Raw genomic sequence first — 19,349 nt, 5'->3', positions numbered from 1 at the left:
AGATGTCATATCTTAACGCACTCGAAAAAGCATTAGATTATATAGAAAAACATTTGAATGATGACATTGATTTAGCTGTCCTTGCTAGAGAAGTTGGTTATTCACTTTATCATTTCCAACGTATCTTTAAAGGTACAGTAGGTGATTCCATCAAAGATTATATAAGAAAAAGAAGAATTACTGAAGCGGCGAAAGAATTAACACATACCAATGAACCTGTAATTGATATCGCAGTCAAATATGGTTATCAATCAAGGGAAGCCTTTAGTAGAGCTTTTAAACAAGTCTATGGGAGAAATCCTTCTGAAGTGAGACAAAATTGTGCTTTGTACCATATAAGAGAACCTATCACTTTTGATTATATGATGTTTCAATATAAACAAAGAACAGAAGGTATGCAGCCAGCATATCGTAAATTACCTAATAGATATGTAATTGGTAAGAAATATCAGATGAAAGCAGATGGCAGTAATCTTAAAGAGATCCCATTACTATGGAATGAATGGGTTAAGGAGAGGGCATGGGAGCAAATTAAAGATAGTAAATATGAAAATGAGTGCATGGGCATTTGTATACCATCAGAGGGAGTTAACTTCGACTATATGATTGGACATGAAGTGCATTCAACTGATCATGTTCCTGAAAATATGACTGTTCATAAGCTAGAAGGCTCACTCTATGCAATATTCAAAACCATCGGACCAATAACTGAAAGTGTACAGAAAACTTGGGACTATATTTATACCATCTGGCTCAATGAATCATCATATAAACATGCTGGAACTCACGATATAGAATATTACTATTCTCATCAAGGAAAACTTGTTGCTGACCTTTATATACCGATTCTTGCTAAAGCAGATGAGATATTATAAAAGTTATAATAGAAGGTGATAAACAGTGGAGTTCACGAGAAAAACATGGAATGAAAATCAGAAACAGTTAAGAGAGTTATTCAAGAAGGAGTCAACTTTTGAAGAGAGTATAGTGTTATTTATGGATCAACACGCTGGAGTACATGCTTCAGAGGTGTCTGGCTTAGAAGGTAGAACCTTTGAAGACGAATTATGGGAAGATTTAAATGATACCTCTTTCCGAAAAGGACAGAATAAAAAAGGTCGAACCGTTGCTTATGGTATGTGGCATTCAGCACGTATTGAAGACATCACCATGAATCTTCTTGTTGCTGGAGAAGAGCAGGTGATTGATCAAGAAAATTGGAAAGAGAGAATTAATTCATCCATCTATGATACAGGTAATGCATTAGATTCAGAAGGCATACTCAATTTCAGTGAATCAATAGATATACAGTCATTAAGAGGTTACAGAAACGCTGTTGGAAAAAAGACACGAAAGATTGTTGCTTCACTAGACTATAAAGATCTAAAAGTAAAAGTCCTTGAAAGCGGTCTTATAAAGATCATGGAACTAGGAGCAGTAGCAAATCATGAAGAAGCTCTTTGGTTACTTGACTTCTGGGGCAAAAAAACAGTAGCAGGCATCTTGCTTATGCCAGCCACACGTCATCATTTCGTTCATATCAATGAATCAATGGAAGCTAAGAAAAAAGGATAGAAATAAAGGAAACAATAGAAAGAACCCCTGAAAATCAGGGGTTCATTTCATAATGGGAAATACCGGACTCGAACCGATGACTTCCTCCACGTCAAGGAGACACTCTACCAGCTGAGTTAATTTCCCATGTTATTGATATGAGGTATTATAGCATGTATTACCAATAATTTCAATACTGAATTACTAAATTTTTAGCTCATACTCCCAACCTGGCTGCCACTTCTTATGTTCTCTCCAATCCTGACGAATGGCTTCTTCCCAGGTTATTTTTTTGATGATGACATCAAGAGCCAATTGAGGTGCGCGATGTGCTACGAAGGCGATATTTTTTCCGTTATACTTATCTTTTATATCCAATAGAAGATCATGTATTCTCTTTTCTACATCTTTAAAACTCTCACCATTTGGGAATGGTTGGTTTATGTAAGTAGTATCAGGCTCAAACTTGCTTTTATGTTCTAATGTTAAATCACCATAATTAGCTTCTCTTAATCTTTCGTCTTTAACAATATGAGTATGTCCCGCAAATACAATATTAGTGGAGTCAATAGCCCTTTTTAAATCGGAGCATATGATAATATCAAAATTTTTATCCTTTACCAATTGAGCCAACTCTTTAGCCTGTTGAATACCTAATTCAGAGAGTTCACCTTGAGCCCAACCAGTGCTTAAGCCTTTTATATTATCAGTTGTTGTACTATGTGCAAAATAAGTGATTTTCGTAGCCATCTTCATTCCTCCTTGTACCTAATCAACCATTAAGATAGTTAAAAGCGTCCATATTATTATATAATACTTCAGTAAAGAAGTAAAATACAAGCATTAAAGTAAAAGAATAATTCTAAAGTCTTGTAATTGGCATATATTTGTAATATAATTTAAGAGTGAGTACTCGCTCGATATTTACAAAATGATTTACTCAGATCAAAAAATGTAAAGGAATAAGGGGGGAGTAGATTGAAGGATGCTTTGACCATGGCAAATATTAATCTGTTTGCGGTCCTTCAAAATCTTGTTGAGCTCTGTAAGTTTGATGAATCGTCTAAGGAGCTCATCCAGGATCAACAGATTACAATCAGCTTTACAATCAAAAATGGTCCCTATGCACGGCTAATCTTTGACAAAGGTAAATGTTCATTTACCTGTAAACACGGCAAATCTAACATTAAACTTTATTTCAAATCACCTGAACACTTTAATCAAATGATTGAAGGGAAAGCTAATCCCATACCGCTCAAAGGTTTTACCCATCTTAAATTTCTCACAAATGACTTTATCACATTAACGGAAAGATTATCTTATTATCTACGTCCAAATGATGAACTTCTTAAAAATCCAACTTACTTTAAAATTAATACCTATTTAAGTGCTTATGCTGCTTTTTACGCTCTTGGTGAAATTGGCAATACTGACCCAATAGGTAAAATGAATGCAGGAAGAATACCTAATGGCAATATCATGATTGCAGTAGATCAAGGACCGGCTTTATACATTGAAGCAGGGGATGGAAAGCTGAATGTTAGAAAAGGTATTCCTAAACAGTATCGTGCTTCTATGACTTTTAAGAACTTGGAGACAGCCAATAGTATACTCAATGGAAAGATTGATTCTTACTCATGCATTGCTACTGGTGACTTACAGATGAGAGGATTTATTCCTATGTTGGATAACATGAATAAGTTATTAGCTCAAGTACCGTTTTATCTAAGCTGATGAAAGGAGGGTTATATGGAACCTTATAAATATCCTAAAAGTAAAGAATTATTTCAACGTGCCTTAAAAGTCCTTCCATCAGGTGTATACGGACATTTAGGCCCAGCAGAAAGCTGTTTTATCCCAGTTGACGCCTATCCTGTTTTTTCATCCAAAGCTAAAGGTGCTTATTTCTGGGATGTGGATGGGAATCGATTCATTGACTATATGTGTGCTTATGGTCCTAATGTATTAGGTTATAACGATGAAGATGTGGATCAAGCAGCTAAAGAACAGCTAAAGCTTAGTAATTGTGTCACATCACCTTCGTCAGTTATGGTTGATTTAGCTGAGCTGATGGTTGATACAGTGGAAATGGCTGATTGGACTTTCTTTGCAAAGAATGGTGGCGATACCACAAGTTTTGCCTTAATGATTGCCAGAGCAGCAACAGGTCGTAAAAAAGTGGTTCTTGTTAAAGGGGGTTATCATGGGGTAGCACCATGGACCCAGAAATTAGGTTATCCAGGCATTACACCAGAAGATGTGGATAACAATCTCTATGTGAATTGGAACGATTATGAGCAGTTTGAAAGGATTGTTAAAGAACATAAAGGTGAAATTGCTTGTTTTCTTGCAACACCTTATCATCATCCTATTTTTGAAGATAACCAATTGCCAGAAAAGGGGTACTGGCAAAAAATTAGAAACCTATGTACCAAAGAAGGTATTGTACTTGCCATAGATGATGTACGATGTGGTTTTCGTTTAGATGTTAAAGGCTCTGATCATTATTTTGGATTTAAAGCAGACCTTATGTGTTTTTGTAAAGCTCTAGGTAATGGTTTCAACTTTTCGGCGATATGTGGGATTGATGACCTTAAAGATGCAGCAGCTTCTGTTATGTATACAGGCAGCTATTGGCTGTCAGCAGTTCCATTTGCAGCGGGTATAGCAACTATCAATAAACTTAAAACCATTAATGGACCAGAGATCATGGATAAGAGAGGCGTAGCTTTAACAACGGGGCTTAAAGATGCAGCTAAAGCCAATGGATTTAACTTAAAAATATCAGGGCATCCATCTATGTGGTATATGCGTATTACGGATGATAATTCATTAATGCTCCACCAAGAATGGGTAGCAGAATGTGTACGTCGGGGCATATTCTTTACCAATCATCATAATTTATTTATGAACTGTGCTGTATCCGAGGAGGATATTGACTATTCATTAGAAGTTGCAGATGAGGCATTCAGAATTCTTCATAGTAGACATAGAATGTAAAAAGGATTGAAAGGAGAAAGTAAATGGGATTACAAGCTCAAGAATTATTAATGCTTGAGAAGAAGGCTCATGAATTACGAGAGTTATGTGTAGATACTGTTGTCTGGGCGGGAAGTGGTCATATTGGGGGAGCGCTTAGTGCCATGGATATTTTTACGATTCTCTATCATAAGTATATGTCTGTTGATCCAAAGAATCCAAATTGGGAGGATAGGGATCGTTTTATACTGAGCAAGGGTCATGTCGGGGTTGGTTTTGCACCTGTATTAGCGGATAAGGGGTTTTTTAGTAAAGAAGATTTAAAAGAATATAATCATTTTGGTTCTAATTTAGGGATGCATTTGGACTCGAGAAAGGTTGTAGGATTAGATGCCTCGACGGGTTCTTTAGGTCATGGGTTACCCATTGCTTTAGGGACTGCTTTAGCAGCCAGAGTTAGGAATAAGACTTATATGACCTATTGCCTACTTGGTGACGGTGAGTGTGATGAAGGGGCAGTATGGGAGGCTGCCATGGCTATTGCACACTACAATGTAACGAATTTAGTTACTTTTGTTGATCGTAACGGCTTGATGATGGATGGGGCTACAGAAGATGTGATGTCTCTAGAACCTTTTAAAGATAAGTGGGAGGCTTTTGGCTTTCATGTCATTGAGGTTGAGGGCCATGATTTTAACCAGCTGGCTGATGCTATTGATTATGCCCATGATCATCATGAGAAACCTGTCGTTATCATAGCTAGAACTGTAAAAGGATGCGGAATCGATTTTATAGAGAATAACTATAGATGGCATTATGGTGGTTTGGATTCGGAGAAGATTAAGCTTAGTAAAGAAAGTCTTTTGCGTCACTATAATAAGAGAGTGGAAGGGGTGTAAAAATGGCAGGTCTCACCTATACAGTTTTTGATACTACAGACTTATCCACTGCAGAAGTATATGGCAGAACATTAAAGGAATTAGGGAATAAACATCAAGAAGTGGTTGGGCTATCAGCTGATCTCGCTAAATCCACTAAGATAGGTGTTTTTGCAGAAGCCCATCCAGATCGGTTCTTTAATATGGGCATTGCGGAGCAGAACTTATTTGGTGTAGCTGCAGGTATGGCAAAAGCAGGTCTTATTCCATTTGTATCAACCTTTGCTATTTTTACATCCATGAGAGGTCTTGATCAAGTACATACAGATATATGTTATCAGAATGCTAATGTTAAAATGATTGCTACTCATGCAGGGGTATCTTTCGGGCAAGCAGGCTCTACCCATCATTGTACTGAGGATTTATCTATCATGCGTGCTATGGCCAATTGTACAGTGATCGTCCCAGCAGATGGCATGGAAACAGCTAATGCTGTGGTTGCAGCCTACGAAAAAGAAGGACCTGTCTATATTCGAATTAATCGGGGATTTGATCAAAAGGTATTCCAAAATGCTGACTATGGTTTTGAAATCGGCAAGGGGATTCAAATGACTGATGGAACGGACATTACGATTATTGGCTGTGGTTCTACTGTTTATCAAGCCATTCAAGCAGCAAGTATTCTAGATCAAGTGGACGGTATTAAGGCGAGAGTTATCAATATGCATACGATTAAACCTGTAGATAAGGAGATGATTTTAAAGGCTTTACATGAAACAAGAAGAATAGTTACTGTAGAAGATCACAATATCATTGGTGGGCTAGGAAGTGCTGTATCAGAGGTTATATCAGAGAGTGGTAAAGCATGTGCCTTTATGCGCTTAGGTATACCTGATGAATTTTCTGTTATAGGTCTTCACGAAGATTTAATGGCTCATTATCAGATTGACGCCAATGGTATAGTGGACAATGTTAGAGAATTGATGGGAAGGGATTTTGAAGAAGATGAGGACTGGGAGGATGAAGTATAGATGAGTACCTCAGATGTATTATATGCTAATCGAATATTTTTGAATGGTGCTTTACCACTTCTGAAGGTAATCGTTGAGTCCAAACCTGGTCTTACAAAAAGTTTCCAAGGTATGAATACTGTTCTTCAGGTCAGTGCCTTAAATGGTAAAGAAAAAGTAGGCACCCATTTTATAGTAGAAGATGGTCAGTGGCAAGTGGTTAAGGGAATTACAAATGAAGCAGATATAGATCTCCAATTTCCTTCCATGGAAGCATTGAATGGCTTTTTTAGTGGTACTAGCAAAAAGCTACCCAAAATCATTGGGTGGTATCATGTAGGTTTATTGATTAAGTTCCTAAAAGCCCTCTTAAGTATGGCTAACCTGCTTGGTGCAGTGAATGTTCCTAAGGATGAAGATGAAAAGGAGCTCTTAGTGAAACTATACTTTTATCTCTTATCCTCTGGCGTTAGCCAATTGAATAAAGCCACTCATCCAGAGGTAAGTAAATGGGCCAAGAAAAGTCCAGATCGGGTATATGCTTGGGCTGTGAATGATCGACCAGACCTATCAGCTTATATCCGTGTGAAAGCTGGTAAAACAAAAGCATGTCGAGGTGAGTATAAACGTTCAAAGCCCTTTTTCACCATGCGGTTTAGTGATGTAGAAAGTGCATTAGGCATACTACTACAAATTGATGATTTCTTGGATGCTACTGTAAAAGGTAAAATGATAATGGAAGGTGCACCTGAATATGGGGCTATGATCGGCGATTTCATGATGATGATTGGCAGTTATGCAAAGGGAGGGTGATTATGTGAAAGCGCGTTCGTTAAGCCATGTAGGTGTAACAGTTACTGACTTCGAGAATGCAGTAAGATGGTATCATGATACATTTGGTTGCTATTTAATCAGTGAATTACATTTGGATAAAGAGCAGGTTGAAGGTTTATATGAACTTTATGGATTAAAAGATACCTCTATAAGAATAGGCTTTTTAAGGTTTCCAAAGGGTGGTGTTATAGAAATCTTTGAGTTTTCGCCAACCCTTGAAAAGAGTAAAGTGAAGTGGAATCAGCCAGGTTATACCCATGTTGCACTGGATGTGAAGAACGTCAATAAAGTTTATCAATGCTTAAAAGCTAAAGGTGTTCAGTTTTATTCAGAACCTCAAAAAAATAATGGCTCAGATTGGGTATTTTTGAAAGATCCAGATGGTAATCTGATTGAGATAATGGACTTAAAGTTTAATTATCATGCGATAAGACTTTTAGGTGGTATAGTTGGGCGAGTGATGAAGCATGGTTCCTTTAAGAAATACTACCGATTGAAGGAGTGAACTCATGAGGAATGATGAGCATTTAAAACAATTAACGGATACGTTTGGTGATTGGTTTAAAGATGAACGGATATTAGGTAAAGGGGTTATGACGAATAAGTTATACCCCTACCAAAAGCTTTTTGAACCGATTAAAATCAATCACCTCTGTATTAAGAATCGTATTGTTATGGGTCCAATGGGTAACGTCGCCATGTCAGATGAAACTGGCAAGCCAGGGGTAAAAATGAAAAAGTACTTTGAAGAAAGGGCTAAGGGCGGCGTGGGACTAATTACGAGTGGTATGGTTCCTGTGGATTATAAACGAGATCCTTCTGTAGGTGATTTGGATGATACAGGTATATTTCCTCGGATTGATTCTCATAGAAGTAATTTGGCAGGGTGGAAAGATGTCGTTGAAGGTTGCCATGCTTATGGCTCACATTTTTTCATTCAACTATCACCTGGTATGGGGCGAGTAGGTAATCCTGAATGCATCTTAAAGAAAAAGAAATTGCCTGTTTCATCTTCATGGAACCCTAATTGGTATATGCCCGATGCTCCTTGCCGCCCCCTTTCAGATTTGGCTATAAAGAAAATAATTAAGAATACAGGTCAGGCTGCAGCTGATGCTAAGGAAATTGGAATTGATGGCGTCTATCTCCATGGTCATTCAGGCTATTTGATTGAGCAGATGACAGATACTGCTTTTAATCGTAGGAAGCTAGGTCGTTATGCTAATAGGCAAAATTTTGGGATAGACTTAGTTAGAGAAATCCGACTTAGATGTGGTGAAAAATACCCTATTCACTATCGTATTGATCTATCCCTTTGCTTACACGAGACCTACGGTAAGGAGATTAAAAAAAATAGTGTTTTAAAAAAATTTAAAAATGGAAGGTTACCTGAAGAGACTTTAAGCTACATGGAGACTCTTGTCAAAGAAGGAGTAGATGTTTTCGATGTTGATATAGGGGGGTATGAAAATTGGTGGATGCCTCATCCACCAAACGGTATGCCACCAGGAGCTTACTTATCTGTAGCCAAACGCGTTAAAGAACATTTTGAAGCTAATCAAGTTATAAGTAATACGGGCTTACCGGTGCCGGTTATAGCCGTAGGTAAATTGGGTTTCCCTGATTTAGCTGAGCAAGCTTTAAGAGATGGGCTTTGTGATATGGTCATGCTAGCAAGATCATTATTAGCAGACCCAGAATGGCCAAATAAGGTTTATTCAGGGAGAGTTTCCAGTATACGACCTTGTATTGGTGATCATGAAGGTTGTTTAGGGCAATTAGCCACTGGAGGGCATCCCCATTGCGCCGTTAATCCACGAGCAGGGTTTGAAGATTGTTTCCATAATCAATTGAACCCAATAATAAACAAGAAAAAGATAGGTGTTATAGGTGGAGGCCCAGCTGGTGTTATAACGGCTATTACAGCTGCCAAGCGAGGGCATGATGTAACCCTCTATGATGAGAATAATCGTGTTGGGGGGATGTTACTTGCTGGTAGTGTTCCACATATCAAATTTGAATTAAAAAATTATGTGGATTATTTAAATAAGTCTGTTGAAGAAATAGTAGCGTCTCATGCGTTAAAGCTTCAACTTAATACAAAAGTTGATGCAACATTATTAGTTGATGAAAGTTTTGAAGTACTAGTATTTAGCACTGGTTCCAAGATGATGATACCACCTATTGAAGGCAGGGGAAAAAAGCATGTGATAACAGGGATTCAGTTTTTGAAAGATCCTACCATGATTAATGATGCTGAAAATGTTATTGTAGTAGGCGGTTCTGATGTAGGATGCGAGGTAGCTTATATGTTGGCTTATGAGATGAGTAGAAAAGTCACTATCCTTGAAATGGATGATTATTTCATGAGAAAGAGTTGTACTTCTAATAGAGGTTACATGCTTTATCATCTTCATAAAAAGGGTGTAAAACTACTGAATGCAACCAAACTATTAAAGATTGATAACCAAGAAGTGGTTGTTCAAAAAAATGTTCATAAAAGTGTTCCTGAACCACATGTAACATGGTCACCGGTTTTACCTGATAATATTAAGAATCCTCTAGAAAAGAAGGTAAGAGAAGAGCTTGAGACTGAAAGGATACATGCAGATGCTGTCATCATGTGTACAGGAGTTCAATCCAATCAGAGGCTCTATGAAGAAGTTTATAAAAAGCAATTAGCAAAGGAAATATATAATATTGGAGATGCCTTTATATGTGGTCGTGTACTAGAAGCGGTTAAAGCAGGGTATGCAATTGGAAATGCTATATAGTATAATAGTAGAAAATGTCGTAAGGGGGAAATCATGGCCTTTTATAAAGAAACTTTCGATAAGATTGCCGAGGAAAGACGAGAAAAAGTATTACAGGCTGCTCGTGAAGAGTTTGCAAGAAAGGGATACCTGGCAACTAATATTAATGAGGTTGCGAAAAAAGCTGGTATTAGCATTGGTTCTATGTACAGTTATTTTGCTTCAAAGGAAGACTTGTTTCTGACCATTGTCGAGGATTGTTTTTCAATACTGGAAAGGGTATTGACTGAAGCTTATGAACAAACAGATGATGTGCTAGAGTTTTTTGAATTACTTTTACGGAGCGCATCCCATTATGCTTGTACGTACCCTGAACATAATCAAATTTATTTAGATATAACCACTGAAGCTTTATCCAATCTATCCAGTCGACTATCAAAACAACTAGAAACCATTACAGCAAATTACTACATGCAGGTCCTTGAGAAGGCACAAAATCGTGGGGCAATTGAAGAGAAGATGAATCTTCACATTTTATCTTTCTGCTTTGATAATCTCATTATGATGTACCAGTTCTCCTTTACATCCCATTATTATCGCAACCGGATGGCTATACTTCTCGGTGATGAACTGATGGAAGATCATGAAAAAGTCATTGAAGGTATACTGCAATTCGTACGTAAAGCTTTAAAATAATTTTTACTTGTTATTCATTTGGTGTTGGGTATAATAATAGTAGACCCAAATTTAACAATAAATCCGGGTAGAAGTTAATTAAGCAAACAAAGGAGAAGTAGATATGTCAGAATTTAAATATGAAATCGTTCAAAGTTTTGGTGTGCTTTCAGAGACTAAAGGTGGATGGACAAAAGAATTTAACTTAATTAGTTGGAACGAGAGAGAGCCTAAGTTTGATATTAGAGATTGGGGTCCTGACCACGAAAAGATGGGAAAAGGTATAACTTTATCCAAAGAAGAAGTTGATAAACTAAAAGAGATATTAGGAGATAACTGATATGACATTTTTAAATGCTAAAGAGCTTGATGAACTTCAGCAAATCATGGATAGTCATCCACTAGTACTTCTTTATGTGACTTCTGAGGATTGTGGTGTATGTCATGCTATTTTACCTCGATTACAAAACATGTTAGTGAATTATGAGCAGGTAACAGTAGTAAAATGTAGTTTGAATGAGGGAAGTGAGATTACTGGTCAATATTTGATTATGACGGTTCCGACTCTCTGTTTATTCTTTGAGGGTAAAGAAATCTTTCGTACATCTCGTTTTATAGATTTTGCTCAATTAGAAAGGCAAATCAAGCTTTTCAGCGAAAATTTATAATAGATATGAAGAATTAAACGAAATGTTTACAACTTATTCATAATTACTACATAGTTTAGCCATATAATTCTACTATAATAATATTTGTAACAACATCCCCCCTCTTTTTCATAAACCCCTCATATTTATGAATAAGATTTATTTGCAAGTACATACTTGCATTAACCCTCCTTCAATGGAGGGTTTTTTGTGTTATATGCTTGTCACATTTTTCATTCAAAACGTATACAATATAGTAAGAATGAATATATAGAGGTGAAAGCATGCCTAATGGATATGGTGGATATGGAGGCTACGGTGGTTACGGTGGCTATGGTGGTTATGGGTATGGTAGACGCCCATATGGCTATGGATATGGGAATAGTCCTAGAAGACGACGCGGTGGTCGTGGGATTAGAGCCAGATATAGATATGGCCGTCCTTATGGTTATGGTCGTCGATTCGGCTATGGATATGGCTATGGAAGACGACCAGGTCGAAGATTACGCCCAAGATTGTATTAAGAAGATGCTCTTTATCTGATGAACTTTTTTAGTTTTATGCAGATAAAGAGCATTTGTACGTTGATTCATAATTTAACGACTATGGACAGGCTAAGACACATAGAATTGTACAAAGGAAGAAGGAGGATGCCTATGAATAATTTTTTGTACTGGTTTGGTCTTGCATCCTATGAAATGGCAAATAAAAAGCGTAAAGTGCAGAAAATAAGGAAACATGAAGCTACTTTTAAAAAAGAATTGAAAGTTATTGAACAAGTCATAAGGGAAAGGACTCCCTATTATGAACTACAACTCTCATTTCCACAAGTAAGTTATAACGATGAAGAAGTAGAAATGAAGATTAATAGGCAAATACAAGAAGATATACATGCATTCGCAAGTAATATTAAAGATGATGCAAGAAAGTTTTATCAACTTACAGGGTTTTTAGGTCAAATACCTCTACGCCCTTTTGAAGGAGTAACAACATTTGTTATCCACTTGATCAGTCCTACTGTATTGAGCATGACAATAGATTATTATCAATTTAAAGGAGGTGCTCATGGCTATACAAAACGAAAGGCTTATAACTATAATTTAATGACTGGTGATTCTTTCTTCCTAATTGATCTTTTTGATAAAGGATATAATTATAGGAGAGTTATCAATGGAGCAATTAGTGATGCTATTAATGAACATCCTGAAGAATATTATCAAGGCAGAGATAGCTTTATTACAATCAACCCTAACCAATCTTTTTATCTCGAGCCAGACAGCCTAGTGATATATTTTGATCTGTATCAAATAGCGCCGTATGTAAAAGGAATACCAGAATTTCGTATTCCCTATGAAATGTTTGAAGGTCATTTGCATCTTTAGTGTTAATAAATTGATCAGATTAACAGGTGTTTTCAGATAAATTAGACATTGATGTTTTATAGAGATAGGACTATAATGATAAGTAAGGGAAGTAAATACGACAAGTTTTAGGAGGATAAGCATGAGAAAATCAACTAAGAGAAATATATTTTTAGCCTCCCTTGTAGCAGCAGGCTATGCTGCTTTTCGTATAGGAGCTAAATGGAAGAAACTTAATAGCATGTATAATAACTGCTTAGTATTTAGTGCAAAAGATATTGAGTTAAACGAAAATGAAGAATTTAGTGGTGATTCAATTGGAGCAATTTTCTCAAGTGTCGATATAGATTTGAGGAAAGCAACTCTTAAAGGTGATATTGCTACTTTGGATTTATATGGAGCCTTTAGCAGTATTGATATCAAAGTTCCAGAAGGATGGAATATTAAGGTTGAAGGTATAGATGAAAAAAGTGAAGTTGATAATGAGATTGAGTTTGATGAGGATAAGGAAGAATTACCGCTTTTGCATATCAAGTATAATGTGAAATATTCTGCTTTAGATATAAGTCACTAATAGTTGTAAAATTATTGCATTCTACATAAAAGTGTGTTAATATTTAACTGGTGTATGTAGGATTATTATGAAAGAGGAGGTGTAATGATGGGACAACAAGTTTTTGATAATATAATTTTAGATAGATTGCCAATGTCATTATCTGGAATAACGCATGTTGATGATCGTTTTACAGGTGAAGTCTGTCCAAAATTGCATATACAAAAACGAATGTTGGCAATACCATCATAACCTTATCTTTGTTACATTAAGTGATTAAAGTAAAATGCATTAATCACTTAATCTTATAATATATACCAAGAGATTGTTTTGTGATGATTGCCGAGTTGAATGACTCGGTTTTTTTGATTCGCAAGATAGTTAACACTTCAAGTATATTTTAGGATATTATTCAAAGATTATTTAAAAAGTAACTTGCTTATAGTTTGCTAAGTAAGTGGAGATAATTGAGGTTCAGATGGCTTAAGCTGTCTGGACCTTTTGTGTTTACTTAAGTGAAATTAAAATAATGATAGATAAATCGGAGGGATGAACATGATAGAGATAGCAGTTCAAAATTTGGTTAAATACTATGGGGCTACAGAAGTCATTAATGGTATTACTTTAGAATTAAAAACAGGAGAAAGAATTGGAATTATAGGAAAGAATGGTTGTGGTAAATCAACTTTATTTAAAATTATTAGTGGGATTGAAACTTATGATGATGGGATGCTTTCTTTAAGGAAAGGAATTAATGTGGGTTATTTAGATCAAATACCTCAGTTTCCTGAAGAATATCAGGTAATGGATGTTTTGAATACCGCATTTGGAGAATTGAAAGATCTAAAAGAGCAAATGAATCATCTTGAGATAAACATGGCAGAAGCTGGTATGACAGCTGAAGATCTTGATCAATTGGTTGGAACATATGCTCAATTTCAGGAAAAGTTTGAAGCACTTGGTGGTTATCAAATTGAAGAAAAGGTTAATCGGATTTGTTCAGGTCTAAAATTTGATGAAGCTTTTCTCAATAACTACTTTGAGGATTTAAGTGGTGGTGAAAAGACTCGGGTTATATTAGGTAAATTGTTACTAGAAGATCATGATGTTTTACTTTTAGATGAACCAACAAATCATCTTGACGTAAGTTCAATAGAGTGGCTTGAGGAATACTTAGAAAGTTACGTAGGTAGTGTAATGGTTATATCCCATGACCGATTTTTCTTAGATAAAGTTATCACTAAAATTATTGAAATTGAAAATAAAACTTGCAGTTTATATCACGGTAATTATTCATATTATGTTGAAGAAAAGGAACGACGTATCTTGCAACAGCTAGAGGCTTATGAGCAACAGAAGAAGAAAATTAAGTCAATGGAAGAGGCGATAAGAAGATTTCGTGATTGGGGAACACGTTCTGATGACCCAAGGTTCTTTAAAAAGGCAGCCAATATGCAAAAGCGAATTGACAAAATGGACCATATTGAACGTCCTAAAAACGATAAGAAGATGAAGTTATCTTTTGATGGAGGGAAACGCAGTGGCAAAGATGTTATCACTGTCAGAGAACTTAGTAAATCCTTTGATAAGCTTAGACTTTTTGAAAAAGCAGATATGGATATAAGTTATAAAGATAGAGTAGCTTTATTAGGTGCTAATGGCTGTGGGAAAACGACTTTACTTCAACTCATCATGAATGCATATCAAGATCAACATGGAGAGGAACTTCATGGTGTGAAAGAATTGAATGTAGAAGAAGGAGATATTAAGATCGGAGCAAGTGTTAAAATTGGTTACCACGATCAAAACATTGTGTTTAAGGATGAAAAAATGACAGTAGTAGAGTGCTTACGGGATGAACTTCCCATGCCAGAAGGACAGGCTAGACAAATATTATCAAGATTCCTCTTCTATGGTGATGATGTATACAAAAAAGTTCAGAACTTATCTGGTGGGGAGAAAAGTCGACTTAAGTTGTGTTTATTGTTAAATCAAGATGTAAATTTTCTTATCCTTGATGAACCGACCAATCATTTAGATATGAATTCACGGGAAGTACTTGAAGACGCACTGATGAATTTCAAAGGAACTGTATTATTTGTATCCCATGACCGTTATTTTATTAATAAAGTTGCTGCAAAGGTTATGGAAGTATTTGATTATGCTATTAAAGTATTTGATGGTGATTATAGCTATTATAAAGATGAAAAAAAGAAAAATATCCAAATACCAGTTAAAAGAGTAGAGCAAAAAGTTACTAGTGATAATGAAAAATGGCGTCAGGGTAAGAAAGGTGTAGATAAGCAAAATAGAATCCACTCCAATAAAATAAAGATAATAGAAGATAGCATCGAAGAGTTAGAAGAGCAAATAGGTGAGCTAGATAAAGCTGCTAAGGAAAATACAAATAATTACGAGAGGCTAACAGAGATACACAATAAAAAGGTAGAGTTAAACAAGATATTGGAAGATGCCTATAGTGAATGGGAAATGTTCCAATAAAATCCTTAACAAAACTACAAAATAGTACAAATCCTCTAATAATATTGATAAAAAATAACTTTATTCATAAAAAGTTAACTTCTATAATCCATCAATTTATGATAAAATGAACACTATGAATAGACAGAAATTTGGAGGTTTTAGATGATCAAAATTATGGCGGATTCAACTTGTGATTTATCGCAAGATATGATTAATCAATACGACATAGGAATAGCACCATTAACGATAACAGTTGATGGAGAAAATTACAGTGATCGCATAGATATCCAACCGGATGAATTTTATGATAGAATGGAAAACTTGAAAGAACACCCAACGACTGCAATGCCTAGCCCAATCGAGTTTTTAAACATCATGGAAAAGGCAGTTGAGAATGGACATACAGAAATATTATGTATATGTATGTCCAGTGGAACCAGCGGTTCTTATCAATCAGCAGTTTTAGCAAAAGAGTACTTTTATGAAGAACATACTGAGTCTAATGTTAGGATACATGTGGTTGATTCAAAATGCATGAGTCATGGGAGTGGGTGGCTCATTCTAAAAAGTGCACGACTTAGAGAAAAGGGCGCTACATTTGATGAAATAGTAGATTTTAATGAAACTTATAAAGTTTTTGTAAAGCACTTCCTTTCCGTAGATGATCTTAATCACCTTATACGAAGTGGCAGACTTTCTAATGCCAGTGGATGGATAGGAAAAGTCCTTAATATTAAACCTATCATGTCTATGAAGAACGGAAAAGGAGCAATTGTCTCTAAACAGCGCGGAACAAAAAAAGTACTCAAGCATTATGTTGAAGAATTTAAGAAAAGAAATTATAAAGAACTCACTGACTTTATGATTATTGGGTACACATCTGATATAAGTATTGCTGAAACCCTCAAAAAGAAAATTAATTTAGAAAGCGATTTTATGGGAGACATATACATTATGCAGATGGGTGTTGCAGTGGGTACTCATGTAGGATTAGGTGCTTTATCCATGTTTTTTATGGAGAAGCGAGAAGAGCTACTTGAAAAAATAAAAAATATGTAAGCGTACTAAAGCACATAGCCTAAAGCTATGTGCTTTATTTACGGACGTTCATTTAATACTTCATCTGGAAGTGTTAGAAGAGCTTTTTTTAGAATATTTTTACCTGTTATTTGATCATCCCAAGGGGGAGAAATGAGTTGCTTCCAAAGCTTAGAGCCTCTCTTACCATGGAATAGATTGATGGTATGGGCTAAAGTACGATGTCCTTTATGACCTTCACTAACCATTCTTTCAACATAAGGTATTAGTCCTCTTATGACATCACCACGTGTTACGGTAGTACGATGACCTAAATAATGATCTAGATGTGCCAAGAAAAAAGGATCATCATAGGCTTTTCGTCCAAGCATAACACCGTCCATCACCTTTAAATGTTCATTTATTGCTTCACATGTTGTAATGCCGCCGTTTACTTCCATTGGGATATGAGGAAAATCGTCTTTTAAACGGTAAACATCTTCATACCTCAGTGGAGGAACTTCTCTATTTTCTTTTGGGCTTAACCCTGCAAGTATGGCAATGCGTGCATGAATTGTAAGACCATCAACCCCAACTTGATCAAGAAGATCAACAAAATAATAAAGATCTTCGTATTGATCCCATATTTTCTTTGGTTGGTCATCAGGTAATGTCCCCCTGCCGTCAATACCAATGCGATGCTTAACAGTGACTGGTTTATTGGTTGCTTCTTTCATGGCTTGTACCATTTCGGCTACTAATTCGGGGTATGCCATAAGGCAAGCCCCCATGTAATTACCTGATACTCTATCTGATGGGCACCCTACGTTTAAGTTAACTTCTGTATAAGGAAAAGCCTCAGCAATTTTCGTTGCTTTGAAGATCTCTTCAACATTAGTTCCAGCAATTTGGAGAGCCACAGGACCCTCAAAGGCATCAAAAGCTAATAAATGTTCTATATCGCCATGAATGATGGCTGGTGCAGTAATCATCTCTGTATACAGAAGTACTTCCTTTGAAATAAGTCGGCAAAAATAACGAAAGTAACGATCCGTTCGATCAACCATAGGTGCAATGCTTATCATAGAATTCTCCTTTTATTTTAATGTAGGAAAGTCTAAACTTATCGTTAATCACTTTTCTTGTTCATTGATTAAGTCCATGTTTCTAAGTAATAGTTTCTTACCACGCCAACTGAAGGCTCGATGACCATAGGTTCTTTTGAAGGCTTTATTGCTGAGAGTCTCAATATCATTTTTCTCTAATTTGAAAATTAAATCTTCCTTAAAAGCTTTTAAAGGAGTAGGTGTAAGATCTTTATTATGTGGGCATACCCTTTGACAGACATCACATCCAAAAATAATGCTGTCCTTTTTAATAACCTCTATTTCTGATTCTGTCAGAAGTTCTTTCTTTTGGGTGAGAAAAGAACGGCAACCTCTCCCATCAATATCATAGTTGTCCAAAATAATCTGCCCAGGACACGCTTTTACACATGATTTACATCCATAACATCTTTTATCTAGAGGTTTGTCAACTTCAAAAGGATGATTATTAACGATGTAGCCAATAAAGAAATAAGATCCATATTGATCATTTATTAAATGACTGTTAATCCCATAAAAGCCCAATCCAGCTTTATAAGCTAAGTAGCGGTCAACAAGAGGACCCGTATCAGCAAATACTTGATAATTAAAGTTATCAAGCTGTGAACTAAGATAGTCCCCTATGTTCGTCAATAAATTTCTAGTGATAAGATGATAATCTCGCCCATAAGTATAGTTCGATAAATTACCTTCATGGACACCAACATAATAGGGAAATAAACAGACAATAATGGACCTAGCATCTTCCATAATCAATTTTGGATCAATCCTTTTCACAATATCGTTTTCTTCAAATCCTGTATTTAAATGATATCTATTAAGTAACAGTGTTTTTAGATCATTATAAGGACCTATATCGGTTATTCCCACTTGATTTATATCTAACTGTCTACAATAATTAATCAAATTTTCTTTCATAGCTAACTCCAAACTTTCCTTTTTCTCCTACTATCATAGACGAATAATTGATCTCTGACAAGGTAGATTATTAATTTTTTACTAAGACATGGTCATCTTTCTAGCCAGCGCAATAGATCTCCATCTATACTTGACTCTATTATTGATAGGTTAAGATTATAAATTTTTGCTATTTACTATTGACTTTTTCTCAAATTTGCATATAATACTATACTAATAACATTTTTAAAGGCAGAGATAAGGAAGAGTAGAAATGAACCTTTCTTCTACAGAGAGCTCCTTTTGGTGAGATGGAGCGAAGAAAATTATTTTGAATACCCCTTTGAGCTACGCTTCAAAACCATTTGGGAGTAGAGGTTGTCGGTTGCATCCGTTATCATGCTAGAGTATTCGCATAGTTTTATGCCGTACTTGAAGAGATTGATGCTGTGAAGTATTAATAAATAGGGGTGGTACCACGTGAACAGTTCACGTCCTCGGTAATCGAGGAGGTGGACTGTTTTTTTAGTGGAGGAAAGTCCGCATTTTGCTCGCAAGGAATCCTACTTTCCTGCACCTTGAAATGTGAAGATAGTCACTT

Annotated in this window: 21 protein-coding genes, 1 tRNA gene and 1 other annotated feature; of the genes, 18 read left to right on the top strand and 4 right to left on the bottom strand. The window is 35.9% G+C overall.

Going from position 1 to position 19,349, the window contains the following annotated elements:
• Positions 1 to 2: 2 nt before the first annotated feature.
• Positions 3 to 875 carry an AraC family transcriptional regulator gene (locus C1Y58_RS06450; protein ID WP_105615195.1) on the top strand — a complete coding sequence of 291 codons (873 nt, stop codon included), beginning with the start codon at positions 3 to 5 and terminating at the stop codon, positions 873 to 875.
• Positions 876 to 900: 25 nt separating this feature from the next.
• Positions 901 to 1,575, top strand: coding sequence for a hypothetical protein (locus tag C1Y58_RS06445; protein WP_105615194.1), 675 nt, complete (start codon positions 901 to 903; stop codon positions 1,573 to 1,575).
• A gap of 53 nt (positions 1,576 to 1,628) precedes the next feature.
• Here the strand turns inward: C1Y58_RS06445 and C1Y58_RS06440 are convergent.
• Both C1Y58_RS06440 and C1Y58_RS06435 read right to left on the bottom strand, forming a co-directional pair.
• Positions 1,629 to 1,701: transfer RNA gene (locus C1Y58_RS06440), tRNA-Val, on the bottom strand.
• A 57-nt stretch (positions 1,702 to 1,758) separates the two neighbouring features.
• On the bottom strand, positions 1,759 to 2,304 hold the full coding sequence (locus tag C1Y58_RS06435) for a histidine phosphatase family protein (protein ID WP_157949985.1): 546 nt from the start codon (positions 2,302 to 2,304) through the stop codon (positions 1,759 to 1,761).
• A gap of 228 nt (positions 2,305 to 2,532) precedes the next feature.
• On the opposite strand from C1Y58_RS06435, the gene C1Y58_RS06430 reads away from it, so the two are divergent.
• The 16 genes from C1Y58_RS06430 to C1Y58_RS06360 all read left to right on the top strand — a co-directional run bounded on the left by C1Y58_RS06430 (position 2,533) and on the right by C1Y58_RS06360 (position 16,787).
• Positions 2,533 to 3,288 carry a hypothetical protein gene (locus C1Y58_RS06430; RefSeq protein ID WP_105615192.1) on the top strand — a complete coding sequence of 252 codons (756 nt, stop codon included), beginning with the start codon at positions 2,533 to 2,535 and terminating at the stop codon, positions 3,286 to 3,288.
• Positions 3,289 to 3,303: 15 nt separating this feature from the next.
• Positions 3,304 to 4,554 carry an aminotransferase class III-fold pyridoxal phosphate-dependent enzyme gene (locus tag C1Y58_RS06425; RefSeq protein WP_105615191.1) on the top strand — a complete coding sequence of 417 codons (1,251 nt, stop codon included), beginning with the start codon at positions 3,304 to 3,306 and terminating at the stop codon, positions 4,552 to 4,554.
• 23 nt (positions 4,555 to 4,577) lie between these two features.
• The gene (locus C1Y58_RS06420) at positions 4,578 to 5,432 is read left to right on the top strand and encodes a transketolase (RefSeq protein WP_105615190.1); all 855 of its coding nucleotides are present in this window, start codon (positions 4,578 to 4,580) and stop codon (positions 5,430 to 5,432) included.
• A gap of 2 nt (positions 5,433 to 5,434) precedes the next feature.
• Positions 5,435 to 6,442: a transketolase family protein gene (locus tag C1Y58_RS06415; protein ID WP_105615189.1), complete on the top strand. Its 1,008-nt coding sequence runs from the start codon at positions 5,435 to 5,437 to the stop codon at positions 6,440 to 6,442.
• Positions 6,443 to 7,234 (top strand): hypothetical protein, encoded by a 792-nt coding sequence (locus C1Y58_RS06410; protein WP_105615188.1) that lies wholly within the window; start codon positions 6,443 to 6,445, stop codon positions 7,232 to 7,234. It begins immediately after the preceding gene.
• Positions 7,235 to 7,238: 4 nt separating this feature from the next.
• Entirely contained in the window at positions 7,239 to 7,760 is a 522-nt protein-coding gene (locus tag C1Y58_RS06405; RefSeq protein WP_157949984.1) for a VOC family protein, read from the top strand.
• Between the two features lie 4 nt (positions 7,761 to 7,764).
• A complete protein-coding gene (locus tag C1Y58_RS06400; RefSeq protein ID WP_105615186.1) occupies positions 7,765 to 10,029 on the top strand; it encodes an oxidoreductase in 2,265 nt (754 codons plus the stop codon).
• A gap of 33 nt (positions 10,030 to 10,062) precedes the next feature.
• Positions 10,063 to 10,704, top strand: a complete 642-nt coding sequence (locus tag C1Y58_RS06395) for a TetR/AcrR family transcriptional regulator (protein ID WP_105615185.1) — start codon at positions 10,063 to 10,065, stop codon at positions 10,702 to 10,704.
• Positions 10,705 to 10,807: 103 nt separating this feature from the next.
• Entirely contained in the window at positions 10,808 to 11,023 is a 216-nt protein-coding gene (locus tag C1Y58_RS06390) for a YdbC family protein (RefSeq protein ID WP_105615184.1), read from the top strand.
• A gap of 1 nt (position 11,024) precedes the next feature.
• Positions 11,025 to 11,351 carry a thioredoxin family protein gene (locus tag C1Y58_RS06385; protein ID WP_105615183.1) on the top strand — a complete coding sequence of 109 codons (327 nt, stop codon included), beginning with the start codon at positions 11,025 to 11,027 and terminating at the stop codon, positions 11,349 to 11,351.
• 263 nt (positions 11,352 to 11,614) lie between these two features.
• Positions 11,615 to 11,854, top strand: coding sequence for a hypothetical protein (locus tag C1Y58_RS06380; RefSeq protein ID WP_105615182.1), 240 nt, complete (start codon positions 11,615 to 11,617; stop codon positions 11,852 to 11,854).
• A 132-nt stretch (positions 11,855 to 11,986) separates the two neighbouring features.
• The gene (locus C1Y58_RS06375) at positions 11,987 to 12,712 is read left to right on the top strand and encodes a DUF3298 and DUF4163 domain-containing protein (RefSeq protein WP_170311538.1); all 726 of its coding nucleotides are present in this window, start codon (positions 11,987 to 11,989) and stop codon (positions 12,710 to 12,712) included.
• A gap of 121 nt (positions 12,713 to 12,833) precedes the next feature.
• Complete coding sequence (locus tag C1Y58_RS06370) at positions 12,834 to 13,265, top strand: hypothetical protein (RefSeq protein ID WP_105615180.1); 432 nt, start codon at positions 12,834 to 12,836, stop codon at positions 13,263 to 13,265.
• An 87-nt stretch (positions 13,266 to 13,352) separates the two neighbouring features.
• A complete protein-coding gene (locus C1Y58_RS26685; RefSeq protein ID WP_170311537.1) occupies positions 13,353 to 13,496 on the top strand; it encodes a hypothetical protein in 144 nt (47 codons plus the stop codon).
• A 303-nt stretch (positions 13,497 to 13,799) separates the two neighbouring features.
• A complete protein-coding gene (gene abc-f, locus C1Y58_RS06365; RefSeq protein WP_170311536.1) occupies positions 13,800 to 15,746 on the top strand; it encodes a ribosomal protection-like ABC-F family protein in 1,947 nt (648 codons plus the stop codon).
• A gap of 144 nt (positions 15,747 to 15,890) precedes the next feature.
• Complete coding sequence (locus C1Y58_RS06360; RefSeq protein WP_105615178.1) at positions 15,891 to 16,787, top strand: DegV family protein; 897 nt, start codon at positions 15,891 to 15,893, stop codon at positions 16,785 to 16,787.
• A gap of 38 nt (positions 16,788 to 16,825) precedes the next feature.
• Here C1Y58_RS06360 and dusA read toward each other — a convergent pair whose 3' ends face one another.
• Both dusA and queG read right to left on the bottom strand, forming a co-directional pair.
• Complete coding sequence (gene dusA / locus C1Y58_RS06355) at positions 16,826 to 17,830, bottom strand: tRNA dihydrouridine(20/20a) synthase DusA (protein ID WP_105615177.1); 1,005 nt, start codon at positions 17,828 to 17,830, stop codon at positions 16,826 to 16,828.
• A 48-nt stretch (positions 17,831 to 17,878) separates the two neighbouring features.
• Positions 17,879 to 18,769, bottom strand: a complete 891-nt coding sequence (gene queG / locus C1Y58_RS06350; RefSeq protein WP_105615766.1) for a tRNA epoxyqueuosine(34) reductase QueG — start codon at positions 18,767 to 18,769, stop codon at positions 17,879 to 17,881.
• Positions 18,770 to 18,994: 225 nt separating this feature from the next.
• Positions 18,995 to 19,250 (top strand) — a binding site (T-box leader).
• Positions 19,251 to 19,349 lie beyond the last annotated feature (99 nt).

It is taken from the genome of Vallitalea okinawensis (assembly GCF_002964605.1).
Classification (GTDB): Bacteria; Bacillota; Clostridia; order Lachnospirales; family PQDH01; genus Vallitalea_A; species Vallitalea_A okinawensis.
The sequence above is the reverse complement of the archived record's forward strand: the minus strand, read 5'-3'. Positions and strand labels throughout refer to the sequence as shown.

What these genes read in the sequence shown, in the direction of transcription:
- C1Y58_RS06450 (WP_105615195.1), top strand. Translation starts at nt 3, where the DNA reads ATGTCATATCTTAACGCACTCGAAAAAGCATTAGATTATATAGAAAAA.
- C1Y58_RS06435 (WP_157949985.1), bottom strand. Translation starts at nt 2,304, where the DNA reads ATGGCTACGAAAATCACTTATTTTGCACATAGTACAACAACTGATAAT.
- C1Y58_RS06425 (WP_105615191.1), top strand. Translation starts at nt 3,304, where the DNA reads ATGGAACCTTATAAATATCCTAAAAGTAAAGAATTATTTCAACGTGCC.
- C1Y58_RS06420 (WP_105615190.1), top strand. Translation starts at nt 4,578, where the DNA reads ATGGGATTACAAGCTCAAGAATTATTAATGCTTGAGAAGAAGGCTCAT.
- C1Y58_RS06415 (WP_105615189.1), top strand. Translation starts at nt 5,435, where the DNA reads ATGGCAGGTCTCACCTATACAGTTTTTGATACTACAGACTTATCCACT.
- C1Y58_RS06410 (WP_105615188.1), top strand. Translation starts at nt 6,443, where the DNA reads ATGAGTACCTCAGATGTATTATATGCTAATCGAATATTTTTGAATGGT.
- C1Y58_RS06400 (WP_105615186.1), top strand. Translation starts at nt 7,765, where the DNA reads ATGAGGAATGATGAGCATTTAAAACAATTAACGGATACGTTTGGTGAT.
- C1Y58_RS06395 (WP_105615185.1), top strand. Translation starts at nt 10,063, where the DNA reads ATGGCCTTTTATAAAGAAACTTTCGATAAGATTGCCGAGGAAAGACGA.
- C1Y58_RS06390 (WP_105615184.1), top strand. Translation starts at nt 10,808, where the DNA reads ATGTCAGAATTTAAATATGAAATCGTTCAAAGTTTTGGTGTGCTTTCA.
- C1Y58_RS06385 (WP_105615183.1), top strand. Translation starts at nt 11,025, where the DNA reads ATGACATTTTTAAATGCTAAAGAGCTTGATGAACTTCAGCAAATCATG.
- C1Y58_RS06380 (WP_105615182.1), top strand. Translation starts at nt 11,615, where the DNA reads ATGCCTAATGGATATGGTGGATATGGAGGCTACGGTGGTTACGGTGGC.
- C1Y58_RS06375 (WP_170311538.1), top strand. Translation starts at nt 11,987, where the DNA reads ATGAATAATTTTTTGTACTGGTTTGGTCTTGCATCCTATGAAATGGCA.
- C1Y58_RS06370 (WP_105615180.1), top strand. Translation starts at nt 12,834, where the DNA reads ATGAGAAAATCAACTAAGAGAAATATATTTTTAGCCTCCCTTGTAGCA.
- C1Y58_RS26685 (WP_170311537.1), top strand. Translation starts at nt 13,353, where the DNA reads ATGGGACAACAAGTTTTTGATAATATAATTTTAGATAGATTGCCAATG.
- abc-f (WP_170311536.1), top strand. Translation starts at nt 13,800, where the DNA reads ATGATAGAGATAGCAGTTCAAAATTTGGTTAAATACTATGGGGCTACA.
- C1Y58_RS06360 (WP_105615178.1), top strand. Translation starts at nt 15,891, where the DNA reads ATGATCAAAATTATGGCGGATTCAACTTGTGATTTATCGCAAGATATG.
- dusA (WP_105615177.1), bottom strand. Translation starts at nt 17,830, where the DNA reads ATGATAAGCATTGCACCTATGGTTGATCGAACGGATCGTTACTTTCGT.
- queG (WP_105615766.1), bottom strand. Translation starts at nt 18,769, where the DNA reads ATGAAAGAAAATTTGATTAATTATTGTAGACAGTTAGATATAAATCAA.